Below are 25,256 nucleotides of genomic sequence, written 5' to 3' on the forward strand. Positions count from 1 at the left end.
GCGCCAGCAAGCAAGGCGCCTACATGGTCACTACACACCGAGGGGTAATCCACGTAGCAAGTTAATAAATATGTAAAAGCTGCGCTTTTAATGCGCCAGCAAGCAAGGCGCCTACATGGTCACTATACCGAGGATGAAAAATCCACGTAGGCGTGAAGCTTGCTCACGCAAGTTAATAAATACGTAAAGCTGCGCTTTTAGTGCGCCAGCAAGCAAGACGCTTACATGGTCACCATACACCGAGGGGTAATCCACGTAGGCATTTCATTCCCTAAAAACATCAAACTATTGAAATCTATTCGCTTTAGGAGCCACTTACGTTTGGTAAAACTGTAACATTCGTTTGATTATTAAATTTTTGTTTCCAGTTTAAATCACAAATACCGTCAGTTGGTGAAAAAGCAGTAGGTGCGGTTAAAAGTAATCTACGTATTTCTTGGTGATCGGTTTCGTCACAGGCTAATTTAAGCTTATCTAAAAATGGAGACAGTTCACTCCATGGCATTTTAATTTCTTGTGCACTTAGGATTCTTGGATGGTCGGTGCCAATAACGTTGTCTCCTATAAGGAGCTCTTCAAAAAGCTTTTCACCCGGGCGTAAACCTGTGCATTGTATTTCTATATCGCCATTTGGTCGTTTTGCGTGTTTAACTTCAAGCCCTGACAAGTGAACCATTTTAATAGCTAAATCTTTAATTTTAACAGGCTCACCCATATCGAGTACAAACACGTCACTTCCCACACCCATTGCGCCGGCTTGAATAACTAGCTGAGCTGCTTCTGGAATTGTCATAAAGTAGCGGGTTATGTCTTGGTGAGTTAGTGTTATTGGACCACCTGCTTTAATTTGCTTTCTAAACAGGGGTACAACAGATCCTGACGATCCTAAAACATTACCAAATCGAACCATGGTAAAACGTGTTGTGTCTTGGATTTCAGATAGCCCTTGCAATACTAATTCAGCCATGCGCTTAGTAGTACCCATTATATTTGTTGGGCGTACTGCTTTATCTGTTGATATAAGAACAAAAGTTTCTACCTTTGTATATATTGCCGCAGTTGCTAAGTTATACGTGCCGTAAACATTATTACGTACGCCTTCTACAACATTGTGTTCAACTAAAGGTACATGCTTATACGCTGCTGCATGGTAAACAGTTTGAACACTAAAAGTAGAAAATGTTGACTCAACTAATTTTTTATTTTGAATAGAGCCCAGTATTGGTAGTATTTCAATATTTAAGTCATTTTTTGCACAAAACTCTGATAGCTCTTTTTCAATTGCGTAAAGCGCGAACTCAGAAAGTTCGAATAACACTAATTTAGTCGGACTATTTTTTACTATTTGCCTACAAAGCTCAGAACCTATAGAGCCGCCGGCACCTGTAACCATAACAACTTTATCGGCTATATTTGCCGACATTAAATCTTGGCGAGGTTGAACTGAATCGCGGCCTAGCAGGTCGTCAATTTCAACATCTTTTACTTCATCAAGATTAGTTGTTCCTGCAACAATATCTGCCATACCGGGAACAGTCATAACTTGTAATTTAAATTTTTCTATTGCGTTAAGTACTTCTTTTCGACGACTGCGAGATGTACTTGGTAGTGCCAATAATATTTTATTTGCACACTTTTGCTTTGCAATTTCAGCAATTTGCGACGGTGCATGCACACAAATACCTTGAATTAACGATAAATGCTTTTTAGGGTCGTCGTCTATAAATGCGACTGGTGAGTATTCAGGGCCATTTGCTAAGGCAGTTGCTAATTGGCGGCCAGCAGAACCAGCCCCATAAATAATTACGCCTTCTTTGCGGCGCATAGTTATTTGGCCAACTACAGCTCGCACGGTTAGCCTTGCACCACCAACAAATAAAATACAAAAGCTGGCATAAATAAAAGGAACGGTGCGTGGTACTGGCGCACTAAGAAAAAAAGATAAAATAGTTAAATAAACAGTCGAAAGTACAACACCGGCAATAATGGCCCACATAGCCTGTGTGTTCATATAGCGCAGCACAGCTCTGTAGAGCCCAAGCTTTACAAAGCTTAATAAGCTAAGCGGCAATAATGCTGATAATAAAATCCAAGTATGTGTATTTTTTAAAACGACGGTGCTGTCTAGCCTTAATAAAAAAGCCAGCCAAAAAGCAACAATTATAAATACGCTATCGATGAGGAGAGAAATAATTCTTTTTTGAGGACGAGGTAAATTAACTAAAAATTTTAAAGACACAATACATTTCCCTGAAGCTAGCAGTAAGACTACTATTCTATTGATTACAATTTTACTACAAGATGAACAACTATTGCACTTAATAAATAAAGACTATATGTAAATATTTATATAGTCTTTATGTATTTGGTTATTTTTTGTTAGTAAACGTTATCGTTAGGTATATGTTTTTATTTTAAAGAAGCTAAAACAAGCACTTCGTTGATTATTTGAGCTGTTTTACCTATTTCGCTTTCAGTCAAAGTTGGATGGACCAAAAACATAATTGACGTTTCTCCTAATAGTACTGCATTAGGTAAACGTTTTTTAGGTCTCCAAGGGGTATCATCAAATGCTTTTTCAAGATAAACCTCTGCACAACTACCTTGGAGACACGGTACACCACGTTCCGTAATTTCGTTTACTATACGGTCGCGATCCCAATCATGAGCCAAACATTCTGGTTTTATAAACATATAGTGCTTATATTGAGCATGTTCGATATGTTCTGGTACATTAACTAATCTTATACACTCGAAATTCTCTGCTGCACTATCGAGCAATGTACTATATGCTTGGCGTTTTGCGGTCCAATCAGCCATACGCTTTAGCTGAATACGACCTATAGTAGCTTGCATTTCGGTCATACGCCAATTAGTGCCAAAGCTCTCATGTAGCCATCTAAAACCTGGTGGATGCTCTCTATTATAAATAGCATCAAAGCTTTTCCCGTGGTCTTTATAGCTCCACATGCTTGACCATAACTCTTTTGAGTTAGTCGTTACCATGCCGCCCTCGCCACCTGTGGTCATTATTTTATCTTGGCAGAAACTCCATGCACCTATGTGACCAATGCTTCCAACAGAACGACCTTTATATTTAGCACCGTGCGCTTGTGCACAGTCTTCAATTACATAAAAACCATGTTCTTTGCTGAGCGCCATTATTTCATCCATTTCCGCTGGCATACCTGCTAAATGAACAACAATAACTGCTTTAGTTTTTGATGTAAGTACTGCTTTTATAGATTCGGCGGTAATAGCTTGGCTATTCAGATCGACATCTGCAAATACAGGTGCTGCTCCTGATGTAACAATACTTGAAGCAGATGCTAAAAAGGTGCGTGGTGTAGTTATTACTTCATCACCAGCGCCGATGTTTAATGCCTTGAGTGCAAGATCAAGTGCTAATGTGCCATTACCTAACGCTATTGCGTATTTGCTGTCAGCCCAGCTTGCAAATTCTTTTTCAAATTCACGGCCTTCAGTACCCGTCCAATAATTTACTTTATTAGATAAAATAACACGGCTAACTGCATCGGCTTCTTCTTGTGTAAAGCTAGGCCATGGAGAGAATGGGGTATTTAACATGAAATTCCTATAAGATTTAAAAGCTTAACTATTTTCTGAAACTTTAATGCAGGGAGAGCCATAAGCAATTACACCTGATGGTATATCTTTAACAACCAAACTACCTGCACCAATTAATGTATTATCGCCAATATTAATAAGTTGTTTTACTTTACTTCCAATACCTACCCAACTACTACGCCCGACGTAAACTCCGCCAGCTAACGAAGTACCAGGACAAATATGGGTAAAGTCACCTATTTTACAATCATGCTCAATTATAGCTGAGGTATTAATTATACAGCCACGGCCTATTACTGCGAAAGCGTTAATAACAGCGTTGGCAGCTATAACAGATCCAGAATCTATTTGAGCATATTTACTTATAATTGCACTTGGGTGTATTAGGATAGGAAGTGTGTAGCCATTTTTGGCTAACGTTTTTATTTTTTCTTCTCGAGTATTATTGTGACCTATAGCAACAGCAACATTCATGTTGTTACTAGGTACATTCAGCAAATCTGAAAATGTACCTACAACAGACCAATGCTCTATATTTTTTTTATTAGGATAAGCATCATCATAAAAGCTAACACTAAAGCCTAGCTGCTCCGCAATATCAGCTATTATTTTACCGTGGCCGCTAGATCCTAAAATAGCCAGCGTTTTTAAAGCTGGCTTAGTCATTATTAGAACCTTTAAAAGGCTCAATAGTTACATGCCCATCAGCACTGATGCCCTCTCTTACAAAAACTTTTTTTACTGTTAACAGTAATATTTTTATATCGAGGAGGAAGCTTTGATTTTCTACATACCATACATCAAGCTTAAACTTTTCATCCCAGCCAATTGCATTACGACCATTTACTTGTGCCCAACCTGTTATACCAGGTCTTACATTATGGCGTTTAGCTTGTTCTGAGCTATACAGCGGTAAGTACTGCACTAGTAGTGGCCTTGGCCCAACTAAGCTCATGTCGCCTTTAATAACATTAAACAAGCCTGGTAGCTCGTCTAAACTGGTAGAACGTAAAAAAGCACCAAATTTAGTCATTCTCTCGTTATCTGGAAGCAGGTTACCGTGCTTATCTTTAGCATCGAGCATGCTTCTAAACTTCATCATTTTAAACACTTTACCGTTTAAGCCAGGGCGGTCTTGCGTAAACAAAATAGGTGAGCCCAATTTAAAACGAATAAATATAGCAACCACAAGTATTACTGGAAGTAAAATCAAAAATACAATTATTGAAACCGTTAAGTCAAAAAGATACTTAATCATTAATAGCATCCTGTAGCGTTTTTTCGACTCTTGTAGCCATCATGTCTCTAGAAAAATGTTCATAAGCTAGTGTTTTACAGCTATTCACGGCTGCTTCGTAATCAGATTTACTGTCAAGAAAGTCACTAATAAGCATACTAGATGCCTTGTAATCATCCGCCTCTAAAACTAAGCCACATTTGTGTTCTTTAATGAAGTCTTTTTGCCAACCACCGTAATTAATTGCGATGGGCGTTTTTGAAGCTAGTGCATCAAACAGCTTATTTGCAGAATTATGCCACATCTCTTTTACTGGACCGAATAATGACAAAGATAAGTCTGCGGCAGATAATAAACGAACTATTTCCGTTTTTGGTACTGGGTTAAGAAAGTATAGGTTTTTATTGTAAACACCTAGCGCTCTTGCTTCGCTTATTATCTTCTCTTTTTCCATCCCGTCTCCAATTGCAACAAAACATAAATTTGAATTTGAGTTCTGCGCAGCTTTTGCCAAGCCCACAATATAGCTCACATTATTAATTAAACCGAATGTACCCGTATATACAATAAGTTTTCTACCATTAACAAAACCTAACTTAGATTTTAAATAATCGATGCCAACATCTTCACTAACATCAAACAAACTCGTATCACAACTATTTGTAGCAAGGGTTACTTTGTCAGGTGAAATTCCATGCTTTATTATTCCATCACACATGCCTGGTGAAAGACCAATCAATCTAGTTGAATTTTTATAGGTATATTTTTCTAACCATGTTGCAAATTTTATTATTAATTTATTTTTTATCACGCCAGCAGCCACAGGCAATTCAGGCCAAAGATCACGCACCTCAAATACTAGAGGCCTTTTTTTGCACTTAGAGTAAATCACACCGGGTATTGCAATAGTTAAGGGTGTACTTGTAGCAAAAACCACATCGGCTTTGATAGAAAAAGATTTAACTGTTGAGCTTACTGAAAATCTAATAAATTTTAAAATTCGCTTAAAAAAACTATCTTTATTTGAATATGCTAGATGTAGAACGTGTAGTTTTATACCTTCAATATCTATAAGGTTCCAACCATGGTTTAGATTATAGTTTTCTGAAAAATAAGCCGAGCTAGTAATAAATGTAACATCATGACCACTTTTAACTAGTCGCTTGGCCATCTCATAAGATCGCGTTCCAGCATTTGACTCAGGCGTAGCAAAGTATTGATGTAGATATAATATTTTCAAAAAAACCTCAATTTATAATTTCATTTTAACGTTCAAAAGGTATATTAAAATATTTTAAACCTTTTTCTATTTGTATTGTATTTTTATTATCACCCACATTAATACTTTCAAGGCTGTCTGCATTGAAATAAAATACAGGAACAAAATGAATGCTTTCTTCTGATACTAACCTTGATGCAACTCCTTGCTCTAAACAGCATAACTTGTACCAGATATCGTCGGCTGTAGGGCAATAAGTCAAAAAAGCTTCTTGATCGAAAAAATGTTCATTTAATATTTTGATCGGATAACAAACACCTGAAACACCTGTGGGTAATATCCAATCTGACAGGTTATTCGACAATGGCCATTTTGAATAATCTAGTATTTTATTATCTGAATCAAACGATATAGTCTTGCCTCGGTAACATAAAACCTCATCATTACTCTCTTTAATATTATTTGAGAAGCCAGATAAGAAGTTTTTAGGGTAGAAAATATCATCGTCAACTGTTACTACAAAATTATAATCCTCGTAATCTTCAATCATATTGATACAAGATAATTTTTTATATGAGCGAATATTTTTTTCTACAACTTTTATCTCAAGTCCACGCGCTTCTAAACGAATTAAGCTCCTTGGCATTCCCTTAGTTGGGATGTCCTCTTCGCATAAAAAAAGAACAACTTTAGAAGCAGGCTCATCTTGATTAAATAAACTTTCGATAGTTAAATAAACTCGATTTACTCTTTTATTGTATGTAGTAAGAGACACTAAGAATTTGGAGTTGTTATCAGGCTGTCTTCTAACTACATTCGATAAACGATTAACTAAAAAATAATATATATTTTTAGTTAATGACAATATTAATTTTTTTATTCTCAAGCTAATACCTCTTTGCGTGATAATTTTTTAATAAAAGATAAATATAAATAAAATCAAAATATGTGAAAAATAAAACAGAATCTGTAGACGCCCTCAGCAGAAGGCCAAAAAATATGCATTTAAGTTCCAAAGGGGCGCGCATAATTAAGGCTATAATTAAATATATAATCGACATAACGCCTAAATTTGCATACAAGGAAATTAATGAGTTATGTGGTGCGTACTCACCTATAGCTAACGTTCCACAGTATTCACCATCAAATGCATTCACCCCAAAAGAAAATCTAAATAAATATTGCTTATATAACAATCAAGCACTAAATCTCTAGGTTCTATGCTCTAGCCCCTTCGAACCGCTGAATAATAGTTTCAATTAATATAATAACACTTAAAATACTTTATAATCTTTGCAATATTATTTTGCGCTTTCTGATAGTATTTACTACAATTTTAGTATCTATACTTAAATTTATATTCTTATCTAGCTCATCGCCAATAACATGAATTATATCATTAAGTTTAGATTGATATTGAAGAATATATAAGAGTAACCCATGGGCCTTATTGACCACAAAAAATTAGATTTTTCTTTATATTTTTTCATAAAAAATATTATTGAAAGATAATAGATACTATTTACTTTCAGTTTTATATAAATACAACCAAGGCATTTTTACTACTTTAAAACTGTCACATTATCTATTACAACCTCAGGTAAGCGCCAACATCTGAAACAACAACGGGTTTAGCTGCCTTACCTGCTTCAATAATAGCAATACCAAAACTTTCACTATCTAATCGACTCAAAGTAACATATACATCAAGCTTTAGAAGCACTTCAATGACCTTTGAGTGCTCCACAGGGCCAACAAATTTTGTTAATTTGTCAAAACCCTCTTTTTTTGCTAACAATTTCAGCTTATCGAGCTTTGGGCCTCCTCTTACTAATCTTAATTTCAATCTATTAGCTATTTCAGGAGACGTTTTTTAGCTGACAGACTAATAACGAAAATGCTTGTATAAATGTATCTATAGCGTACTTGCCAGCCATTGTTTTTACGTTACCTGCAACAATATTATCACTATGTGGCTCGATCTGCTGCTGTATGCACATTTTGTATCTCTGTGAATCGATATCAAGGAGTAATAAAATTTTCTTAGGTTTATTAAAAAACTGTTAGTTTGCACTGCCATACAATTAATTGTATAAGCAACTGAATCAAAGCAAATAATATTGCGCTTTACTAAGTATTAATGAAGTGATGAAGCATAGGGAAAGGCATATACATCACTCCCTCAAACCGACTATAACCAAGATTGATAACTTACAAGCCTTGCTGTCGTGCCATAGCCACTGCGTAATGCGCATTAACTAAATCGGGTTTAATTTCTACAAGTAATTTTTAACGGTTTGTATCACTAAAAAGTACAAAAAAGAACCTTGGTTTTTTAGTATATGGACAGTAATTCCTTGATAAATTGCTATAAGTAAAGGATGTTGTCTAATAACAAGAACCTCTACTCCGGCAGAATTTAAGCCATTTGCCCAGCGAACAGTATAAATACTAGAGGCTCTTGCTTATAAAACTACCTTCATTTTTTAAATCCTTTTGAACCTGTTTAGCACGCGCAACCCACGTATGCTGTTCAGCAACAGCATTCATCTCACCTTTTACTTTTACTAATTTTTGTCTATCGTTTACCAAATCAACAAAAAACTTAGTTAATGCTGAAGGTTTGTAATCAATAGCCCAACCTATTTTATTATTTTTGACAAAGTTCGCCGCTAAAGTACCGTTCGAAGCTAATATAGGTTTCCTGCTACCTAAATATTCATATAATTTCACAGGGGCGGCAAACTCCCAGTATTCATGAGGTTTTACAAAAACTGATACTATATCAGCCTGTTGCATCAACATTTTCATGTCTTCACCAACTTTGTGTACTATTTTTATATTATCGGTTAAAGCAGGATATGTATCCTTCACTGATAACCATTCATTTTCTCGAGTACAGATGGTTAAGATGATTTTTGGAAATTGTGATACGACTTTAAATAATAAATGCATTTGGTAATGCTCTGACATGCCGCCAACATAAAAAATATTTAATTTTTCATCTTCTGAACTACTTAGATTAGCATCAGCATCAAAATGATTATTACTATCACTCCCGGGTGGTAGAGCTTCAAAGATCTTGCCATTCACTATAGGTACATATTTCCCCATTTCAAGTGATGGCAAATAAAGCTTTGTTAGGTACTTATTGTAATTCTTTAAATCGTATTTATAAGCCAATTTTGCTGTTGCAATTTTTAATAAATTTAAATCGTTACCGTATCCTTCAAATGCCCAGTATATGTCCCTATAAAATAAACCAATCTTAATATTTTGCCTTTTACAGAATTTAAAAAAACCAAAGTCTAGCAATGGATTAAGTGGTAAGTGATATCGATCAGTTAAAATAGTGGGCATAGTAGAGCTCTCTGAGTAAACGAAATCGTACTCCAGCCCTTTTTCTATATTATTTTTTATTTTTTTTATACATTTTTTTCGCTCAGCACTATAACCAGTAACTAAATCAACCTTATAACCTAATGACTTAAAAGCGTTAAGCATCTTAATAGGCCTAATTCCACTTGCTGATGTTGCTTGATAATTTAGTGGTAGCGGATGATGAAATATCATATTTTTAGAGGTCATAAGGTTATTTACCTAACTTACTTTTTGAGTTGTATTTAGAGTTACTCTGTTTTTAGTATCAAAAAATGTCAGAGTAAAGAATAGAAAAAATATCAAGTTGCCCAGTACGCTAGATGAAATAACAGTAGAAACCATAGACAATATAAGCACGGATATTTTTCGGTTAGAAAACTTTGATAGATAAATAAATGCAATGGAAAATAAAAAAAGGCCAAACCAGCCAATCCAATACCCAAGCTCAACAATAATAGAATGAGGATTTTGGAACATAAGTGCAGGATTAAATTCTGCGCCTTTAGCAAACATGAAGTAGTTTCCAATTTCACCTGAGCCAATCCATAGGCTGTCAAAATTTTCAAAAAAATATAAATATGAATCTAGCCTAATTGACATTGAACCGTCTTTACTCAAACCTCCAGTAAGAACAAGATAAATGCTATCTATTCTGCTAATTAAACGCCCTAAAACACCATCACTGGCTGTGGAGAAATAATTATAAAAAAAAGCTAACAGCATACAAACCATAACTACATAGGTAATGTTTTTTAAATTATATCCTCGGCTAAAAATAAAAAATAAAAAGCCCAACATAAGTGCTGATCTGGAACCTGTTAAAAGTAATAGCAGTAAAGCAGAACCCCATACTAGCCGCTTTTTCCAAAGGGTAAAATTAGATTCAATACCAATAAACAAATAAACAATTAGTAAAACAACGCAAGCGAGATCGTTTGGGTTAATAAATGTACCTGTTATAGCAAAAAAAGCGCCATATTCTTCACTAACAGGAAGCCCGATACCAAACGTATATGTAGAAAACTGACCAAGGCATATAAGTACCTCAACAATCAAAAATATAATAATTAAGCTATATTTAAATTTTACTACGTTGAAGTCTTTGCTGTAATAATAGAGTCGGATAATTGATAATATTAAAAAAGGCAGAACTAGAATCACTAAAAAATGTGTAGTTAAAAACTTACCATTAAATGGCTTTAACACATAATAAAGAGCCGATATTATTGTGTAATTGAAGAAAAGGAGAACGCAAACCCAGTCAGTTACTTTGAGTTTAGTTTTCATTCTTATTTCTATAACAAATACTATGAACATCATTATTATTATAGGACCATATGCAATAGCCCCCATATTAAAAATGTATCCTAAGAAAGTTGATATAAAAATAGATACTATGAATACAACATATACATCGGTAACTCTAAGCAAATTTAATTACCACCTGTTCTAAAAGGGCTTTGCGCGATTGTTTAAAGAAAAACAGACCAAAAAACAAAAGTCCTCCCCAGATCAATAATATTTCTCTGCTTCCTCTCAAATATAGAGTGTTTAATATCGTAATAGATAGAATTAAGGTAATCGTTAAATAACTTTTTCCTGAAGGAATATTTCTCCAGACTCTTCTTGAAAGCTCTGTTCGGATAATATAGAAAAACCAAAACGATAAAGCTGTAGACACGGCTGCTCCAGCTGAACCGTAAATTGGAACTAAAAAATAATTTCCAACCCCATTAATAGTCATAGCTATTACGGAAGCAAACATAGCAAGATATGTCTTTCTAGCAATTGTAATTCCTACCGCCGTAGTCTCTGATAATGTATAGAACAATGGTCCAATCAAACATGTTGTAATTAAATATTCAACAGCATCGTACTCTTTTGGAAGTAATAGAGGTAACAACCAAGATAGCAGTCCCGATAAAACGACTATAAAGAAAATAGCTGCTAATAAATGCTCTGAGATCATGTCAATCTTGTTAAAACAAACGCTTTTTTCGCTTACCCATTTAAAAACAAGTGGAGCCCAAATAATATTAAATACACTTGAGAATACAGTGGCAACAGCTGCAATACTTATAGTTACCGAATATACACCTAACTCTGAAAACGTAGACAAAGCTCTAAGGGACAATTTATCCATAACATTTAACCCCCAAGCAGCCAGTCCTCCTATGACTAAAGGAAGACCAAAATATAAGAGTTTTTTTAGTTCTTCTATATCAATCACCTGACTAAATGACCTAAGCCACTCTGAGCGAGTGTTCCATGCAAACACAAAGAAAACTACAGCAATGGATAGGGAATGAGCGAGAATTAAACTATAAAAATTTGTTTTGAACCCAAGCCAAACAATACAAAGCATGAAGGTTAAAAAAGAAATTTTCGGTAATAATTGACTCATTGAATATGCAAGCGCGCGTTCTTGCATTCTCAATATTAGAGACAAAAAACGTGAACAAAAGGCAAGTACAAAACAGAGCAAACTGAGAATAGTTAGGTATTTATTATTTTCTTTATACAATAGGTTAGACAGCAATACTTCATCTGAAAAATACAGCCCAAAAGTACATATCAATAATAAAGTAAAACCTGGTAAAAACGAGGCCTTGAATAATCTTGATTTTACTTTAGATTCATGATATTCGCGAACATATGATTGATCTAACCCCAAACAGAAAAATAAAATAATAAAACTGGCGAAAACCTGTAACATACTTATCTTACCAATATCTTCAACAGGGTAAAACCAAGTAATAATAGGTAAGCTGACTAATCCTAATATTCCAGAACCTACAGGGCCGAGCAGATAACTCAATATCTTACTTTTCTTCATTATAGTCCAAGGCAACACTATAAATTTTATTTAGTGATTCAATTACAACGGCTTCACTGAATGAGGATTTACAATAGTCTTTAATTTTTTTTGCTTTAAAAGAGCTTTGGTTTTTATAAAGCTGAGACATTCCTTCAGCTAATGAATCTACTGAATTTTTATCTACTAAATAACCTACATCTGCATTTATTATAGACTCAGGACCACCGCATTTTGTAGCAACAACAGGTTTACCAAGCGCTAAAGCTTCAACTAGTACTACACCAAATGTCTCGTATTCACTGGATAATACAAATGCATTTGACGATGAGACATGTTTTAATACTTCATTTCTTGATAATTTCCCCAAGAATATTACTTGCTCAGATACACCTAATTTTAAAGCTAAATCAACTAAGTTATTATACTCAGGACCATTACCCCCAATGTATAATTTGATATTTTTCAGCTCAAAATGCACTTTAGCGAAGGCTTTAATTAAAATATCAACACGTTTATTCTTATTTAGAAAACAGACATTTATATATTTATAGTGCCCATCTGATTTAAGCGTAGGCAACTCATTTGCTAAAAAATTATTACTTACTATATTTGGGATATAAATCCACTTTTTTGAATTAAATGTTTCGTTTAACAATGATCTAAACTTTTGACTAACAGCAATACAAGCCTTAGCGTTGTTGACTACTTTGTCTAATTTTTCCACAGTTTGTGGTTTAACTGAGCCCCTTGCAAAAAAAGAGCTATGCTCAGTTAGCACATAAGGAATTTTATACTTTTTATTAATTGTATGAGCTAAAAGACCACCATTAATTAATGAATGAGCGTGAAGTATGTCTGGCTCCCCATGCTCAGACACGTAGCGTTTAAATAATTGCATACCTCTATAAAGCCAAAGCTTTGTAATCAAACGATTTAACCTTGGCGTGAAGTTAATAAAATTATTTCGGTAAACATTTACATTGTTATCATTCTCCTTACTTATCCCAGCATTACTCTCTTTATTTCGAAAAGAAAAAACTGAGTTTATCTGCGGAAATATGATTCCAACATCATGACCGTAGTCCTTTAAGGCGACTGCTTGCTCTCTGAAAAAGCTGCCACCAATATCTCCTTCATACCTTGGGTACCATGAAGGTATAACTAAAATATGTAGTTTTTTAAAATTGTCCATAATAACTAGACTCCAAACTTAATCATAAATAACCATGCATAGGTAAACTAAAAACTGTTTCAGCTAACCTTTCAGCGATAGGGAATTCAAAGTTTTGTTGGCCTAAATCATTAAATGCTGTTTGCTGGTGCATACAAGTACCATAATATATCATGGTGGGGACACCTTGAGCCTTATATTGAGCCATAGCCTCGTCGCGATTATCAGAAACCAATGTATATTGCGCCCAAGAGCTAATATAGCCCTCTGGTATTTGAGGTGTTTTAAATTTACCTGCTAATGTTTTTTCGTAGTTAACAGCGGCTTTATTACGATTTATAAGCTCATTCGGAAACTCTGCTAACTTCTCAAGTAATATTGCTGCTTGTATTGTATCTAATCGAGAGTTCATACCTATCCGGATATTGTCGTACTTATCACTACCTTTGCCGTGAACACGATAAGATTTAATCAATTCCGCATATTCGTCATTATTGGTAAATACAGCACCGCCATCTCCATAGCAGCCCAAAGGTTTAGCAGGAAAAAAGCTTGTTGTTGCTATATCACCAAAACTTCCTGCTTTTTTACTGTTAATACTCCCACCAAAACCCTGCGCTGCATCCTCAACTAATTTTAAATTATATTTGTTCGCAATTTTTTGAATTTCAAGATAATTAGCTGGTAAACCAAATAAATCTACAGCGATTATTGCTTTAGGCACTAGCTTACCTTCAGCTATAGTTGTTTGAATACGCCTTTCAAGATCAATAGGGCAAATATTGAAAGTCGCCTCGTCTGAGTCGACAAAAACAGGCGTAGCTCCTTCGTAAGCAATAACCTCTGCAGTCGCAAAGAAAGTAAAAGTAGGACAGAAAACTGCGTCGCCTTTCTCAATATTAAGCACCATCATGGCAAGCGTAAGAGCATCAGTACCGTTCGCACATGTTATTGCATGTTTTACACCTACATATTCTGCAAGTTTTTCTTCTAGCTCCTGTACTTCAGGACCCATAATGTATTTGCCATGATCTAATACACCCTGAATTCGTTTATCTATTTTTGTTTTTAAGTGCTTATACTGTGCAGCTAAATCTATGAATTGCATTTAGTAATTACTCGTTAATTAAACTCAGTGTTGAACCTGAAAGCTGGTATATATCACCTGTATGCTTACACTTTTCGGTACCAGTCCCCTTAACAGGTAACTGGAGCTGTTCGCCGTATTTACTGATCCACCCAATCTGTTTAGCTGGTACACCTACCATAAGAGCAAATGCTGCTACATTTTTATTTATAACAGCACCAGCACCAACTAACGAATATTCGCCAATAGTTACACCACAAACAATTGTACAGTTAGCGCCAAGTGTTGCGCCTTTTTTTACTAATGTATCGCGGTACTCAGTTTTTCGCTCAATAAACGATCTAGGGTTGTATACATTAGTAAAAACCATACTAGGACCGCAAAAAACATCATCCTCGATATAAATATTGTCGTAAATAGATACGTTATTTTGTACTTTTACATTATTACCAATAATAGCCTTATTGCCTACAAACACGTTTTGACCTAAAGAACACCCTTCACCTATTATCGCCCCACTACAAACGTGCACAAAATGCCAAACACGCGTGTTATTGCCTATTTTTGCCCCATTATCAACAATGGCGCTTTCATGCACGTGATAATCCATAACTATAAAACCTTAGCAAGTGATGGATGTGCTTTGTCGCCAGCTTCGACTACTAGCATTTCACGAATTTTTTCTACAGTTTCAATGGCAACTCTATTTTCATCAATACCAAAGCCGTTACCTGCTAATATATTTTGATAACTTTGAGTATGTAAATCAGTAAATCCACCTGAAAACTCAAGCTCCTCTGTATTAACCCCGTCATTAATTGTGATACTACGATAGGTAAGTTTTTCACCCTTAACTGCATTGTCAGGTAAGTTGTTAGCATCAATTGATAAAAACCACTTCACACGTGCACGCTCGTAAACAAGGTAACCACTAGACGTTTTTTCATCACGATAATGAACTTCATTGTGCTTTAGTTCACCAAAAATAAAATGTAGCATGTCGTAAAAATGCACACCAATATTTGTGGCTACACCGCCTGATTTGTGGTCAAATCCTTTCCAAGATTTCATATACCACTTCCCGCGCGAGGTCATATAGGTTAAATCTACATCAAATACTTTCTCTGCTGGCGCAGCGGCTACTTTTTCTTTTAAAGCAATGATTGAAGGATGCAACCTTAATTGAAGTATTGAGTTAACATTTGCTCCATACTTAGTTTCATATTCTTTGAGAATATCCATATCTTCTGAATGTAATACAAGAGGCTTTTCGCAAATGACATCAATACCATTTTTCAGTGCATATTTCATATGAGGTGTATGTAAATAATTAGGGCTGCAAATAGCTATGTAGTCTAGTTTTTGGCCCTTCATCGCACAATCTTCAACATACGCGGTAAAATCTTCAAACTCTGTAAAAAACTCAGCATCTGGGAAGTGGCTGTCCATGATCCCAACTGAATCATTAATATCCATTGCCACTAGAAGGTTATGACCAGTTTCTTTAATAGCTTTCAAATGACGAGGCGCTATATATCCTGATGCGCCTATAAGTGCAAAATTTTTCATCGTATTCCTTATTATAATCTTAGGTCAGAATCACTAGTTCCAAAAACATGTTTGACATCATATAAGACATGCTTTGCTTTCCCATACTTACGGACAGCTGCAGCCCCCATTTTTTTGAACTCACTGTGATCAACTGCTAAAACAATTCCATCATAATTATTTTCTTGTAGTGTGCTTATTAAATCAATACTATATTCATGCTTAACTTCATCAGAGTTAGCCCAGCTGTCGTAAACATCAACTGTCATATTAAAGTCTTTAAGCTCATTAACTATATCGATTATTTTAGTATTTCTGACGTCGGGGCAATCACCTTTAAAAGTAAAACCAAGCACGAGCACTTTTGCTTCATCAATATGTATTTTTTGACTTGATAGTTTTTTTACTAATTGAGTTGCAACATATTCACCCATACCATCATTTATTCTTCGACCAGCAAGTATAACTTCTGGGCGATATCCTACTTCTTGTGCTTTATGAGTTAAATAATATGGGTCTACACTAATGCAGTGCCCACCTACTAAACCAGGTTTAAACTTTAAAAAGTTCCACTTTGTGCCAGCTGCATTTAGTACCTCTTCTGTATCAATACCTAAGCGGTTAAATATTTTTGCAAATTCATTGATTATTGCAATATTCAAATCTCTTTGTGTATTTTCAATCACTTTCGCAGCTTCTGCTACTTTTATTGAACCAGCTAAATGAGTACCTGCGGTTATTATCGAGCTATATAGACTATTTACGAACTCACCAACTTCAGGCGTAGAACCGGAGGTGATTTTCATAATTTTAGTGAGGGTATTAACTTTATCACCCGGATTTATTCGCTCAGGAGAGTATCCTGCAAAAAAATCTTTATTAAATACCAAACCCGAAACTTTTTCGATAATAGGCAAACATACTTCTTCAGTCGCACCTGGATATACTGTAGATTCGTAAATAACAATGTCACCTTTTTGAACAAACTCTCCTAATAACTCTGATGCTTTTCGAAGTGGGATTAAATCTGGCGCATTGCTTTCATCTATAGGGGTAGGGACCGTTACAATATATACATTACAACTGGCTAATTCTTGCTTATTACAAGAGAAGTTTAGCCGTTTAATATTTTGAAGTTCTTTATCACTGACTTCTAGCGTAGCATCATGCCCTGCACTTAGCTCATCTACCCTTTTCTGGTTTATATCAAAACCTAATACAGGATATTTTTTCCCAAACTCGACAGCTAGAGGCAATCCAACATAACCTAATCCAATGATGCCAATATTAGTATTCTCTAGTGATATATTCACTTTTAGACTCTCTTAAAAATTATCTGCTATATATTAAAGGCTAAATCTCATTACTGGTGTCACTTTCTTTAATATAATACTGGTATAAAACAAATAAGACGCTTAGCACTCCTCCAAGAAAAGTTCCTAAAATACATATCAAAGCTCTCTTAGGCTTAAATTTCAGTTCAGGTACAATTGCCGGATCTATCGTTTTAAAAACATACTCATCTCGAACTTCAGCAAACATGATAACTTTTGCTTGCTCTTCAATTAATTTATATAAAACAGATTTGATATCTGCAATATTTGTAACCTTTAATTGCTTAGTTAGAAATTGAGTGCTCTTCTTAGCTTCGATGACATCTCTTGTTTTCATATTTCTATTAATATCTTCGACTAGCCAATCGACCCACCTTTTAGCTATAAATGGAGATATATGTTCTATAGATACTTTAACCATACCCGTTTCCATATCTTTAGAAACATTCAGGATATCAGAAAAAACGATGAAAGCTTCTTGCATAGAAGGTTCTGGATTAAAAGGAGCAACAACATCCCTAACCCATTTCCCCCCGCTTTGTTCATATATATTTTCATCATATATAACTTTATTAGAAACACTGTTCCATGTTTTAACTGCCATTAAATCAGGGAGTATATTATGTACAGAGATAAACTCACTTATAAACTTTCTTGATTTAATTACTTCAATAGCAATTTGAACTTTATTTGAACTTCCTTGCCCACCAATATCTATACCAGCTATGCTCGCTAGCCCACCGAATTGATTAGCTAAAGAGGATAGACCGTTGGTATTATTTGAATCCGCCGGGGCTAATAATGCTTCCGACTTATAAACGTTCGGTAGTGTTATTGCATAAAGAACAGAAATTACTGCAAATATAATTGTCACTACTGTAATTAGTCGTTTTCTCTCATATAAAACCCCTAAGAATTGCCTTATATTGATGACGTCATCCGATGGATAAACACTAAAATTATTTTCAGTTTTTTCAATTTCCGTATTATCTAACATTGTATTTCTCACATATAGGCTAATTAAAGACTACCAATAGCAGCGACAGCCACACCTAACTGATAAAGGATCTGCGTTGCTGTGCTCCAAAGCGTTAACTTGTCCATATGTCCTGCATCCATTGGTATTACTATTGTGTCACCTGGTTCTAATTGCTCTGCATTATTTGCTGCAAACCAACCACCTGTACTTGGTATTTTCACTGAACCATTGGCTTTAATAATGTAAATTCGATCTTCAGCGGCACGCTCTTTAAGGCCACCACTTAGAGCAATATAATCATCAACACTCACCCCTGTTTTATATAGGTGTGATGTGGAGTAGTTAACTTCACCAATTACGCTAATTGAATCACGCTTGCTTGGTACATAAAGTGTATCACCATCTTGAAGTACTAAGTTTTGTTGATTATTTACAATTAAAGGTAAATCAATTACTAAACGCCCTACGGCTTCAACACTCGCGAGGTCGTTTAACAGCTTGTTCATTTCTTCATAAGAAAGTGTGTTGCTACTTACAGAGTTTTGGAAGCTCTTAGAGGCGATGTCGCGGCGAAGCTCTGTAGATAAACGCGCTAACTGCTTTTCCTCTTGTTCTTTAATTGATGTACGGGTAAATACAGCTGCTTTTTGTTCTGCAAATTGTGAAAAACCACCCGCGCGTTCAAGTAATTCAGTTAGCGTTTCACCGCGGCGTATAGTGTAAGTGCCTGGAAATTTAAGCTCACCTTTTAATTCTACTTTTACATTTTCTTGCCAATTTGGAATTGCAAAAACGTTGATGCTGTCTTTACTTTGTAATGTAATATTACTTTGAAGGTCGCCTTTCATGGCGCTTTCAAGGTCAAATCGTAAGTGTTCTATTTTAGAACCATCGCTGGCTACAATACGTGTAATTTCAGCTTGTTTTACGTAGGCAGACTCTAACAGGCCACCGGCTGCTGTTATTAAATCACTTACCTCACCACCAATCATTAGTGGATAAATACCAGGGAAAGTTACATTCCCGCTGATTTCAACTAATTGCATTGCTTGTTGCACTGATGCTTGCTGTTTAAATTTAGCAATAATCGGCGCTAATAAGTTATAGCGGCTAAATAATGCGTAATCTTCAGGTTTGAGTTCTTGGTCTTCTGCTTCTTTTGCTTTGCGTTTAGAAATTTCAGCAATTGTTAGTATTTTATTGTCTTCAAGAACAAGCTCTTCGTCTTCTTGATTAACACCAATGTATTTTTCGAACTCTTTTTGCTCAAACTTGTGCCATTGCTCTGCTTTTTGTTGCTGCTCTTGTTGCTCTTGGCTAAGGGCCATATTTGCTAGAGCTGATAGCTCTGCTTCTTTTTCTTCAAAACGACTAAATACAACTATCTTGTCATTAGCTTTAAGTTGTAAGTTGTTTTCAGGATTTTTAATAATCGCTTGAGCAACGTCGAACTGATGCGCTTCTATATCGCCGTTTACATTTATTTCGCGGATGACGAGGCCATAGCTTAAATCGGCTTGCGGTAGTAGGTCACCGCGTATAGATTTAAGTACATCTGAAATACGCTTGCCTTGGTGCCATTGATAATTACCTGGGCGTGCTACTGCACCAATTAAGCTAATTGAATTTTGATATTGCGAGCTAACTAAATTAAAGCGAATGCGGTCGCCATCTTGTGGGATATAGTTAATTTGTGGTTTTGAAAAATCGACCGAGAGTACTTCTTTACGATCGAAATTAAAGCGCTCTACAATTGCGCTTTTAGCGTATGCATTTGGTTTAAGGCCTCCGGCCATCGCTAATAACTGCTTAGCAGACTCGCCTTTTTTAAGTTCAAAAATAGCGGGACGTTTAACTGCACCTTCAACTGTTACTTGAGCGCCAACTGAAGGTATAAATACAGCGTCGCCCGGTTTTAATACGATGTCGTTGCTGCTATCGCCATTAATAAGTAAGTCGTAAAGGTCAAAGTTTGCAACTACGTTGCCTGCGCGTTTAACTTGAATATTACGAAGAGAAGCAATGTCAGACACGCCACCGCTTACGAATAATGCGTGCGAAACGGTTGTTAATGAAGAAACACTGTAGCTACCAGGCTTGTAGGCCTCTCCTAGCACTAAAATACGCATGCTACGAAGCTGACCAAGCGATACAAACGCTTTTACACCTATTACCTCTTGCTCTACTTTTACTTTTACTAATTCTTTAATTTCAGCAAAAGTTAAACCGGCCACTTCTACAGGGCTTAAATCTGGAATACTAATACGTCCTTCACGGTCAACTATAACTTCAAAACTGTCACTTTCTTTACCATAAAAGTTTATTTTTAATTGATCGCCAGGGCCCACAATATATGTATCTGGTACTGCGGCATTTTCGCTTGGCATAAATGTAGTTGGTTCACCTGCAAACAATTCGTAACCGTACGGCTTTAATTCGTCTGTTTTTGGTTTAAAGCGCTCTTCATCTGTAAGCTTTTCTTTTTCGGGTTCTGCGCGCTCACCAATACTATTTTGCTGCTGTGTATTATTTTGATTATTAGATTGGTTTGTACCAGTGATCGTTGATACATCGACACCGTATTGTTTTGCGAGGGTTTCTTGTTGAGCTTTAGGTAACTTTTTAAATTGCTCAATTTGAGACGCTGTTGGCGTAAAAGCCAAAGTACTAAAACTACAAAGTAGAATAAAAGCACTAATAAATTGTGTAAAAACTTTCACGAGTAGGTATATCCCTAGGTCTACAACCAAAATTGGCCGCTATAATACCTTAATTTTAAGCAAATAAAAAAGGGACTTTCGTCCCTTTTGTCACTTTAGTGTAATTAACTTAACTACATTGGTTAAAAACTGTAAACCAACGTGAATGACGTTTCTGTGTCAGTGCTTTCTTTGTCGTCAGCAACATCTGAGTTGTTAGTGACATTAAAAGCGACTTTCATTTGTAACGAGCCGTTTATTTTTGCAAGTAATGCAGTTTCAGAACGAGTTTTAGTGTTTGTATCACCGTACTCAACAGCAACTAATTGAGTAAAACGTGCATTCTCAGAAATTTGCCAGTTGTAATCTAACTTACCTAAGGCAATTACTTCGCCTTCAAATTCACCAGCAAGAGAGTTACCGTTGTCATCAACTTCAGTGCTGTCATCTGGGTATTCAAAGTATTTATAACCAGGACCAATTTCAGCACTTAACCACATAGTTTTTTCGTTTAATAAACGTAAACCGTAACCTGCAGAAATTACTGACTCACTTCTATACGCTCCAAAATAATCTGAAACGTGTGAACCATAAATGAATAAATGAGAATGATCTTCATTTAATTTGTAATTACCTTGTGCAGAAATTGAATACTTTTCGTTAGTGCGCTGCTTGTTTTTGTCACCATTTGCATCTTCAACTTCATCTTCTTTGTAGATGCCGTCTAGCTTGTATTCGTTGTTCCAGTGTTCAAGATTGTGCTGAACTTTGATGCCACCTTTAAGTGTGGTCGTTTCTGTATTACCACTTGTGACAATAGCACCTAATTCACTGGTAACTTCCCATGTTCTTTGTTCTGCGTCTGCAGCAAATGCGTTTGTTGCAGCAGAAGCCGCAACTAAAACTGATAAAAGCTTTAATTTCATTAAAAAATAACCTTTGTATAAATGTACATCTATTTTATTAAAGCATTACTTGTTAGAGCAAGCTAAACAGCTAAGTAATAATGTAAAAAATTTTCATGCGGCAGATCCCGCATGAAAATTTTATGTTTAATAGCTCTTTAGCACTATAACAATTAAAGATAACTTTAATTAAATAACTATTTAAAATTAGTCTTGCTTGTGAAAGTGAACATCCATTTGTGGAAATGGGATAGTAATATCTGCATCATCTAATGCGATTTTAATATTTTCCATTAATGACCAGTAAGTAGGCCAATAATCAGCAGCGTTAACCCAAGGACGAACAATAAAGTTAACACTTGAATCGCCTAACTCATTTACAGATACATTGTAAGCTGGATCTTTAAGTATGCGTGTTTCTGCATCTAATACAGATTTTAATACTTCTTTTGCGTGACGTAAATCAGCATCGTAGCCAACACCAATAACTAAATCGATACGACGAGTAGACTCTCGTGAGAAGTTAGTAATAGCACCAGACATTATTTGAGAGTTTGGTACGATAATTACTTTGTTATCTGGAGTACGTAGTTCAGTTGAGAATATTTCGATTTTTTTAACCGTACCCATTTTATTACCTGCTTCAACAAAGTCACCAGACTTAAATGGGCGAAGTAAAATAATTAGTACGCCTGATGCGAAGTTAGATAATGAACCTTGCAATGCTAAACCCACAGCTAAACCGGCAGCACCTAAAATAGCAATGAACGAAGTTGTTTCAATGCCAATTTGCGAAAGTGCCATTAAAATAGTTACAGCAAATACAAGTGTGTACACAATACTTGAAACAAATGAACCGACAGCTTTATCTACTTTCTTTTTAGCAAAACCTTTTTCAGTTAAGTTAGAACAAAACTTAGCAACACGACTACCAAGTAAAAAGATAACAAGCGCAACAACTGCTTGTATACCGTAGTGTAAAATTAGGCCTGAGTTATCGTTAAGCCAATTAAGTACTGAATCCATATTTACTCCAAATGTTTTTTATTAAGCGTTTTCGGGCATTATTATACATTAATTTACAATTTATTCTCATGAAATAATGAATTAATACTATTAAATGCAAGTATATTCGATTTTTTAGAGGTATTTATGCGATAAAACATAGCCTACCTTGAAAAAATATTAACGACTAAATACTAATTATATTTGCCTGATTTAAATTATTTTAATTTATTTCACTTTTGGGCTTCACAACAATTATTATTTTATGTATTATGCGCGCCACACCAAACAAGGTGTGTGTAGTGGCGGTTGTAGCTCAGTTGGTAGAGCCCCGGATTGTGATTCCGGTTGTCGCGGGTTCAAGCCCCGTCAATCGCCCCACTTTTTTCCTAGAAAGCCTCATATTTATACCCTATTAATTATTCTATTATATAAATTCTAAAACCTCTTACTATATTAGCCTTGCAACACAATTATTAATACTCTAGTTAAACCCACTAATTTACAAATCTCACGCAGCGATTAAATCATCCCTAGATAAAAAATTTCAATCCACAAAGATCAACACACCCTAATTAGTAATAATATTTAATAAACAAGTATTTAATACCAATTCGCTTAATTAAGTGATCTATTTTGAGGATGGAAAAACATGTTGATAGCTTGGCAAAAAATTCGCTATTTATTTGTTCTCGGCAATTGCTCCTGCATTGCTCTACCTTCTGCATCCATGCAGTCGTATATGAGAATTTTTTAACACAGGTAGCGACACGTTTAGCCCCGCAAAATGATTAAGTATTATCGCGGATTGGTATAACTCGTTACTTATCTACAATTAATTAACTAATGTGACTGTATTAACTATACTTAGCTACAAAGAGTGGTAGGTTTCTAATGTTGGCATCACTTTTTACTAAACATCAAACTTCTACTGGGATATAAAATTAAGCATGATTAAACAGGTTTTAGGAAATTTACTGTGTAGTTGTTTAGCTGTAATGAGCTTTAACTCATTGGCTCAAAGCAATGATGAATACAATAAGCTATTGATTGAGATTCAAAAATTAGTTTCTGAAAAAAAATACACTCAGGCTTATCAAAAAAGTAATAGCGAATATCAGTACCTGGGCGAACCCGTATACGACTTTTTATTAGGGGTCAGTGCACTTAAAACAGGGCATGCGGCGCCAGCTGTATTTGCCTTTGAGCGCGTGGTTGAAAATAATCCTAGATGGTATGAAGCTCGCTTGTACTTAGTTCGTGCTTATTTAACAGTTAATAATTTACCTGCTGCCGATACTCAAGCTTTAATACTAATTAACTCACCTGACACACCTAATAATATAAAGTCTTCAGCACAGTCATTGCTAGAAACTGCAGCACTTAAGCAACAAGAGGCTGGACGCTCTTATAAACAAAATATTGAGCTTGCCCTTGGCGTAGATGGCAACGTAAACGCAGGTACTGCAGAAAATACGATTATAATTCCTAATATTGGTGAGTTTTTGTTATCGCCAGAAAGTAAAAGTACGCAGGACAACTATGCACGACTTAATTACAGAGGAAAGTACTCTCACCCTATTGATCAAAAAAGCTTAATCACTTTAAGTATTGATACCGGGTGGTACAAGTTTGAAGAACTCAGTCAATACGATCGTATAAATGCGCACATTAATGCCGCCTATCAATATAAACAAAATGACATAAGTTGGTTTGCACGAGTTGCTACCACTCCGTTGATGCTTGATGGCGAACTTTATCGTACTGAATCAGCTTTAACGGCCGGAGCTAATTTTACGCTAAATAAACAAGTTAATTTATTTAGCTCTTTGACTGCGGGTGTTTTAAACAATAGATTTGATGAAAAGCTCGATAACTCATTTTATGCGATGAATGCAGGTGCTAGCTATGCAGCTAAAAATTGGTTTCAAAGCTTAAGCATTAACGCTAAAAGCGAGGAAGCGGACATTACTGAAGGTGAATTTAATAGCCGTAATATTACGAGCTTGTACTACCAAGTGAACACTCAGTTGGCTCAACATTGGCAGTTGTTATCTCTTGCTGGATACCAATGGATTAATTATAAAGATGATCACCCTTTATTTTTACAAGAACGTGCCGATAACCTCTTTATATTCTCAACTTCTGTTCGCTACTTAGTTAATCGCGATTTAGCCATACAGTTGGCTGCCAACTATCAAGATAAATCCAGTAATATTTCTTTATTCGAATATGACCGTTTAGATATCAATTTAAGCGCTTCTTACTCATTTTAATTTAAGGTA

At 35.5% G+C, this 25,256-nt stretch carries 22 protein-coding genes and 1 tRNA gene; 2 read left to right on the forward strand and 21 right to left on the reverse strand.

Going from position 1 to position 25,256, the window contains the following annotated elements; genetic code table 11:
- Positions 1 to 111: 111 nt before the first annotated feature.
- From H5126_RS10070 to H5126_RS10170, 21 genes are all read right to left on the reverse strand, one after another.
- Positions 112 to 255: a hypothetical protein gene (locus tag H5126_RS10070; RefSeq protein ID WP_182720577.1), complete on the reverse strand. Its 144-nt coding sequence runs from the start codon at positions 253 to 255 to the stop codon at positions 112 to 114.
- A gap of 49 nt (positions 256 to 304) precedes the next feature.
- Complete coding sequence (locus H5126_RS10075) at positions 305 to 2,239, reverse strand: nucleoside-diphosphate sugar epimerase/dehydratase (protein WP_182720576.1); 1,935 nt, start codon at positions 2,237 to 2,239, stop codon at positions 305 to 307.
- A gap of 170 nt (positions 2,240 to 2,409) precedes the next feature.
- A complete protein-coding gene (locus H5126_RS10080) occupies positions 2,410 to 3,588 on the reverse strand; it encodes a DegT/DnrJ/EryC1/StrS aminotransferase family protein (protein ID WP_024596605.1) in 1,179 nt (392 codons plus the stop codon).
- 24 nt (positions 3,589 to 3,612) lie between these two features.
- The gene (locus H5126_RS10085; protein WP_182712109.1) at positions 3,613 to 4,254 is read right to left on the reverse strand and encodes an acetyltransferase; all 642 of its coding nucleotides are present in this window, start codon (positions 4,252 to 4,254) and stop codon (positions 3,613 to 3,615) included.
- Positions 4,247 to 4,846 carry a sugar transferase gene (locus H5126_RS10090; protein ID WP_310735805.1) on the reverse strand — a complete coding sequence of 200 codons (600 nt, stop codon included), beginning with the start codon at positions 4,844 to 4,846 and terminating at the stop codon, positions 4,247 to 4,249. The genes H5126_RS10085 and H5126_RS10090 overlap by 8 nt, the downstream gene beginning before the upstream one ends.
- A complete protein-coding gene (locus tag H5126_RS10095; protein WP_182712111.1) occupies positions 4,839 to 6,065 on the reverse strand; it encodes a glycosyltransferase family 4 protein in 1,227 nt (408 codons plus the stop codon). The genes H5126_RS10090 and H5126_RS10095 overlap by 8 nt, the downstream gene beginning before the upstream one ends.
- A gap of 25 nt (positions 6,066 to 6,090) precedes the next feature.
- Positions 6,091 to 6,930: a hypothetical protein gene (locus tag H5126_RS10100; RefSeq protein ID WP_182720575.1), complete on the reverse strand. Its 840-nt coding sequence runs from the start codon at positions 6,928 to 6,930 to the stop codon at positions 6,091 to 6,093.
- 702 nt (positions 6,931 to 7,632) lie between these two features.
- Entirely contained in the window at positions 7,633 to 7,902 is a 270-nt protein-coding gene (locus H5126_RS10105; protein ID WP_310736032.1) for a glycosyltransferase, read from the reverse strand.
- A gap of 418 nt (positions 7,903 to 8,320) precedes the next feature.
- Positions 8,321 to 8,494, reverse strand: a complete 174-nt coding sequence (locus H5126_RS21720; protein WP_182720588.1) for a glycosyltransferase — start codon at positions 8,492 to 8,494, stop codon at positions 8,321 to 8,323.
- 1 nt (position 8,495) lies between these two features.
- Positions 8,496 to 9,632 carry a glycosyltransferase gene (locus tag H5126_RS10115; protein ID WP_182758527.1) on the reverse strand — a complete coding sequence of 379 codons (1,137 nt, stop codon included), beginning with the start codon at positions 9,630 to 9,632 and terminating at the stop codon, positions 8,496 to 8,498.
- A 12-nt stretch (positions 9,633 to 9,644) separates the two neighbouring features.
- Positions 9,645 to 10,778 (reverse strand): O-antigen ligase family protein, encoded by a 1,134-nt coding sequence (locus H5126_RS10120; RefSeq protein ID WP_182720572.1) that lies wholly within the window; start codon positions 10,776 to 10,778, stop codon positions 9,645 to 9,647.
- 70 nt (positions 10,779 to 10,848) lie between these two features.
- Complete coding sequence (locus H5126_RS10125; protein ID WP_182720571.1) at positions 10,849 to 12,261, reverse strand: lipopolysaccharide biosynthesis protein; 1,413 nt, start codon at positions 12,259 to 12,261, stop codon at positions 10,849 to 10,851.
- Positions 12,248 to 13,435, reverse strand: coding sequence for a glycosyltransferase (locus H5126_RS10130; protein WP_182720570.1), 1,188 nt, complete (start codon positions 13,433 to 13,435; stop codon positions 12,248 to 12,250). The genes H5126_RS10125 and H5126_RS10130 overlap by 14 nt, the downstream gene beginning before the upstream one ends.
- 22 nt (positions 13,436 to 13,457) lie before the next feature.
- The gene (locus tag H5126_RS10135) at positions 13,458 to 14,522 is read right to left on the reverse strand and encodes a DegT/DnrJ/EryC1/StrS aminotransferase family protein (protein WP_182720569.1); all 1,065 of its coding nucleotides are present in this window, start codon (positions 14,520 to 14,522) and stop codon (positions 13,458 to 13,460) included.
- A 7-nt stretch (positions 14,523 to 14,529) separates the two neighbouring features.
- Positions 14,530 to 15,111 carry an acyltransferase gene (locus tag H5126_RS10140; protein WP_182720568.1) on the reverse strand — a complete coding sequence of 194 codons (582 nt, stop codon included), beginning with the start codon at positions 15,109 to 15,111 and terminating at the stop codon, positions 14,530 to 14,532.
- Between the two features lie 2 nt (positions 15,112 to 15,113).
- Positions 15,114 to 16,070, reverse strand: a complete 957-nt coding sequence (locus H5126_RS10145; protein WP_182720567.1) for a Gfo/Idh/MocA family oxidoreductase — start codon at positions 16,068 to 16,070, stop codon at positions 15,114 to 15,116.
- An 11-nt stretch (positions 16,071 to 16,081) separates the two neighbouring features.
- Positions 16,082 to 17,362: a Vi polysaccharide biosynthesis UDP-N-acetylglucosamine C-6 dehydrogenase TviB gene (gene tviB / locus H5126_RS10150; RefSeq protein WP_310736031.1), complete on the reverse strand. Its 1,281-nt coding sequence runs from the start codon at positions 17,360 to 17,362 to the stop codon at positions 16,082 to 16,084.
- A gap of 40 nt (positions 17,363 to 17,402) precedes the next feature.
- A complete protein-coding gene (locus H5126_RS10155; RefSeq protein ID WP_182720566.1) occupies positions 17,403 to 18,380 on the reverse strand; it encodes a Wzz/FepE/Etk N-terminal domain-containing protein in 978 nt (325 codons plus the stop codon).
- Positions 18,381 to 18,403: 23 nt separating this feature from the next.
- On the reverse strand, positions 18,404 to 21,082 hold the full coding sequence (locus H5126_RS10160; RefSeq protein WP_182720565.1) for an SLBB domain-containing protein: 2,679 nt from the start codon (positions 21,080 to 21,082) through the stop codon (positions 18,404 to 18,406).
- A 122-nt stretch (positions 21,083 to 21,204) separates the two neighbouring features.
- Positions 21,205 to 21,987: a YdiY family protein gene (locus tag H5126_RS10165; protein ID WP_024596589.1), complete on the reverse strand. Its 783-nt coding sequence runs from the start codon at positions 21,985 to 21,987 to the stop codon at positions 21,205 to 21,207.
- Positions 21,988 to 22,173: 186 nt separating this feature from the next.
- Positions 22,174 to 22,992 carry a mechanosensitive ion channel family protein gene (locus H5126_RS10170; protein WP_002958438.1) on the reverse strand — a complete coding sequence of 273 codons (819 nt, stop codon included), beginning with the start codon at positions 22,990 to 22,992 and terminating at the stop codon, positions 22,174 to 22,176.
- A 284-nt stretch (positions 22,993 to 23,276) separates the two neighbouring features.
- On the opposite strand from H5126_RS10170, the gene H5126_RS10175 reads away from it, so the two are divergent.
- Positions 23,277 to 23,352, forward strand: a tRNA-His gene (locus H5126_RS10175).
- A 569-nt stretch (positions 23,353 to 23,921) separates the two neighbouring features.
- A complete protein-coding gene (locus H5126_RS10180) occupies positions 23,922 to 25,247 on the forward strand; it encodes a surface lipoprotein assembly modifier (protein WP_182720564.1) in 1,326 nt (441 codons plus the stop codon).
- Positions 25,248 to 25,256 lie beyond the last annotated feature (9 nt).

Origin of the sequence: Pseudoalteromonas sp. SG45-3, assembly GCF_014164075.1 — a bacterium.
Taxonomy (GTDB): Bacteria; Pseudomonadota; Gammaproteobacteria; order Enterobacterales; family Alteromonadaceae; genus Pseudoalteromonas; species Pseudoalteromonas distincta.

Bases quoted from the DNA above. Each gene is read 5' to 3' on its own strand.
- H5126_RS10140 (WP_182720568.1), bottom strand. From the start codon at position 15,111: ATGGATTATCACGTGCATGAAAGCGCCATTGTTGATAATGGGGCAAAA.
- H5126_RS10125 (WP_182720571.1), bottom strand. From the start codon at position 12,261: ATGAAGAAAAGTAAGATATTGAGTTATCTGCTCGGCCCTGTAGGTTCT.
- H5126_RS10135 (WP_182720569.1), bottom strand. From the start codon at position 14,522: ATGCAATTCATAGATTTAGCTGCACAGTATAAGCACTTAAAAACAAAA.
- H5126_RS10090 (WP_310735805.1), bottom strand. From the start codon at position 4,846: ATGATTAAGTATCTTTTTGACTTAACGGTTTCAATAATTGTATTTTTG.
- H5126_RS10155 (WP_182720566.1), bottom strand. From the start codon at position 18,380: ATGTTAGATAATACGGAAATTGAAAAAACTGAAAATAATTTTAGTGTT.
- H5126_RS10130 (WP_182720570.1), bottom strand. From the start codon at position 13,435: ATGGACAATTTTAAAAAACTACATATTTTAGTTATACCTTCATGGTAC.
- H5126_RS10145 (WP_182720567.1), bottom strand. From the start codon at position 16,070: ATGAAAAATTTTGCACTTATAGGCGCATCAGGATATATAGCGCCTCGT.
- H5126_RS10080 (WP_024596605.1), bottom strand. From the start codon at position 3,588: ATGTTAAATACCCCATTCTCTCCATGGCCTAGCTTTACACAAGAAGAA.
- H5126_RS10170 (WP_002958438.1), bottom strand. From the start codon at position 22,992: ATGGATTCAGTACTTAATTGGCTTAACGATAACTCAGGCCTAATTTTA.
- H5126_RS10180 (WP_182720564.1), top strand. From the start codon at position 23,922: ATGATTAAACAGGTTTTAGGAAATTTACTGTGTAGTTGTTTAGCTGTA.
- H5126_RS10165 (WP_024596589.1), bottom strand. From the start codon at position 21,987: ATGAAATTAAAGCTTTTATCAGTTTTAGTTGCGGCTTCTGCTGCAACA.
- H5126_RS10115 (WP_182758527.1), bottom strand. From the start codon at position 9,632: ATGACCTCTAAAAATATGATATTTCATCATCCGCTACCACTAAATTAT.
- H5126_RS10085 (WP_182712109.1), bottom strand. From the start codon at position 4,254: ATGACTAAGCCAGCTTTAAAAACGCTGGCTATTTTAGGATCTAGCGGC.
- H5126_RS10120 (WP_182720572.1), bottom strand. From the start codon at position 10,778: ATGGGGGCTATTGCATATGGTCCTATAATAATAATGATGTTCATAGTA.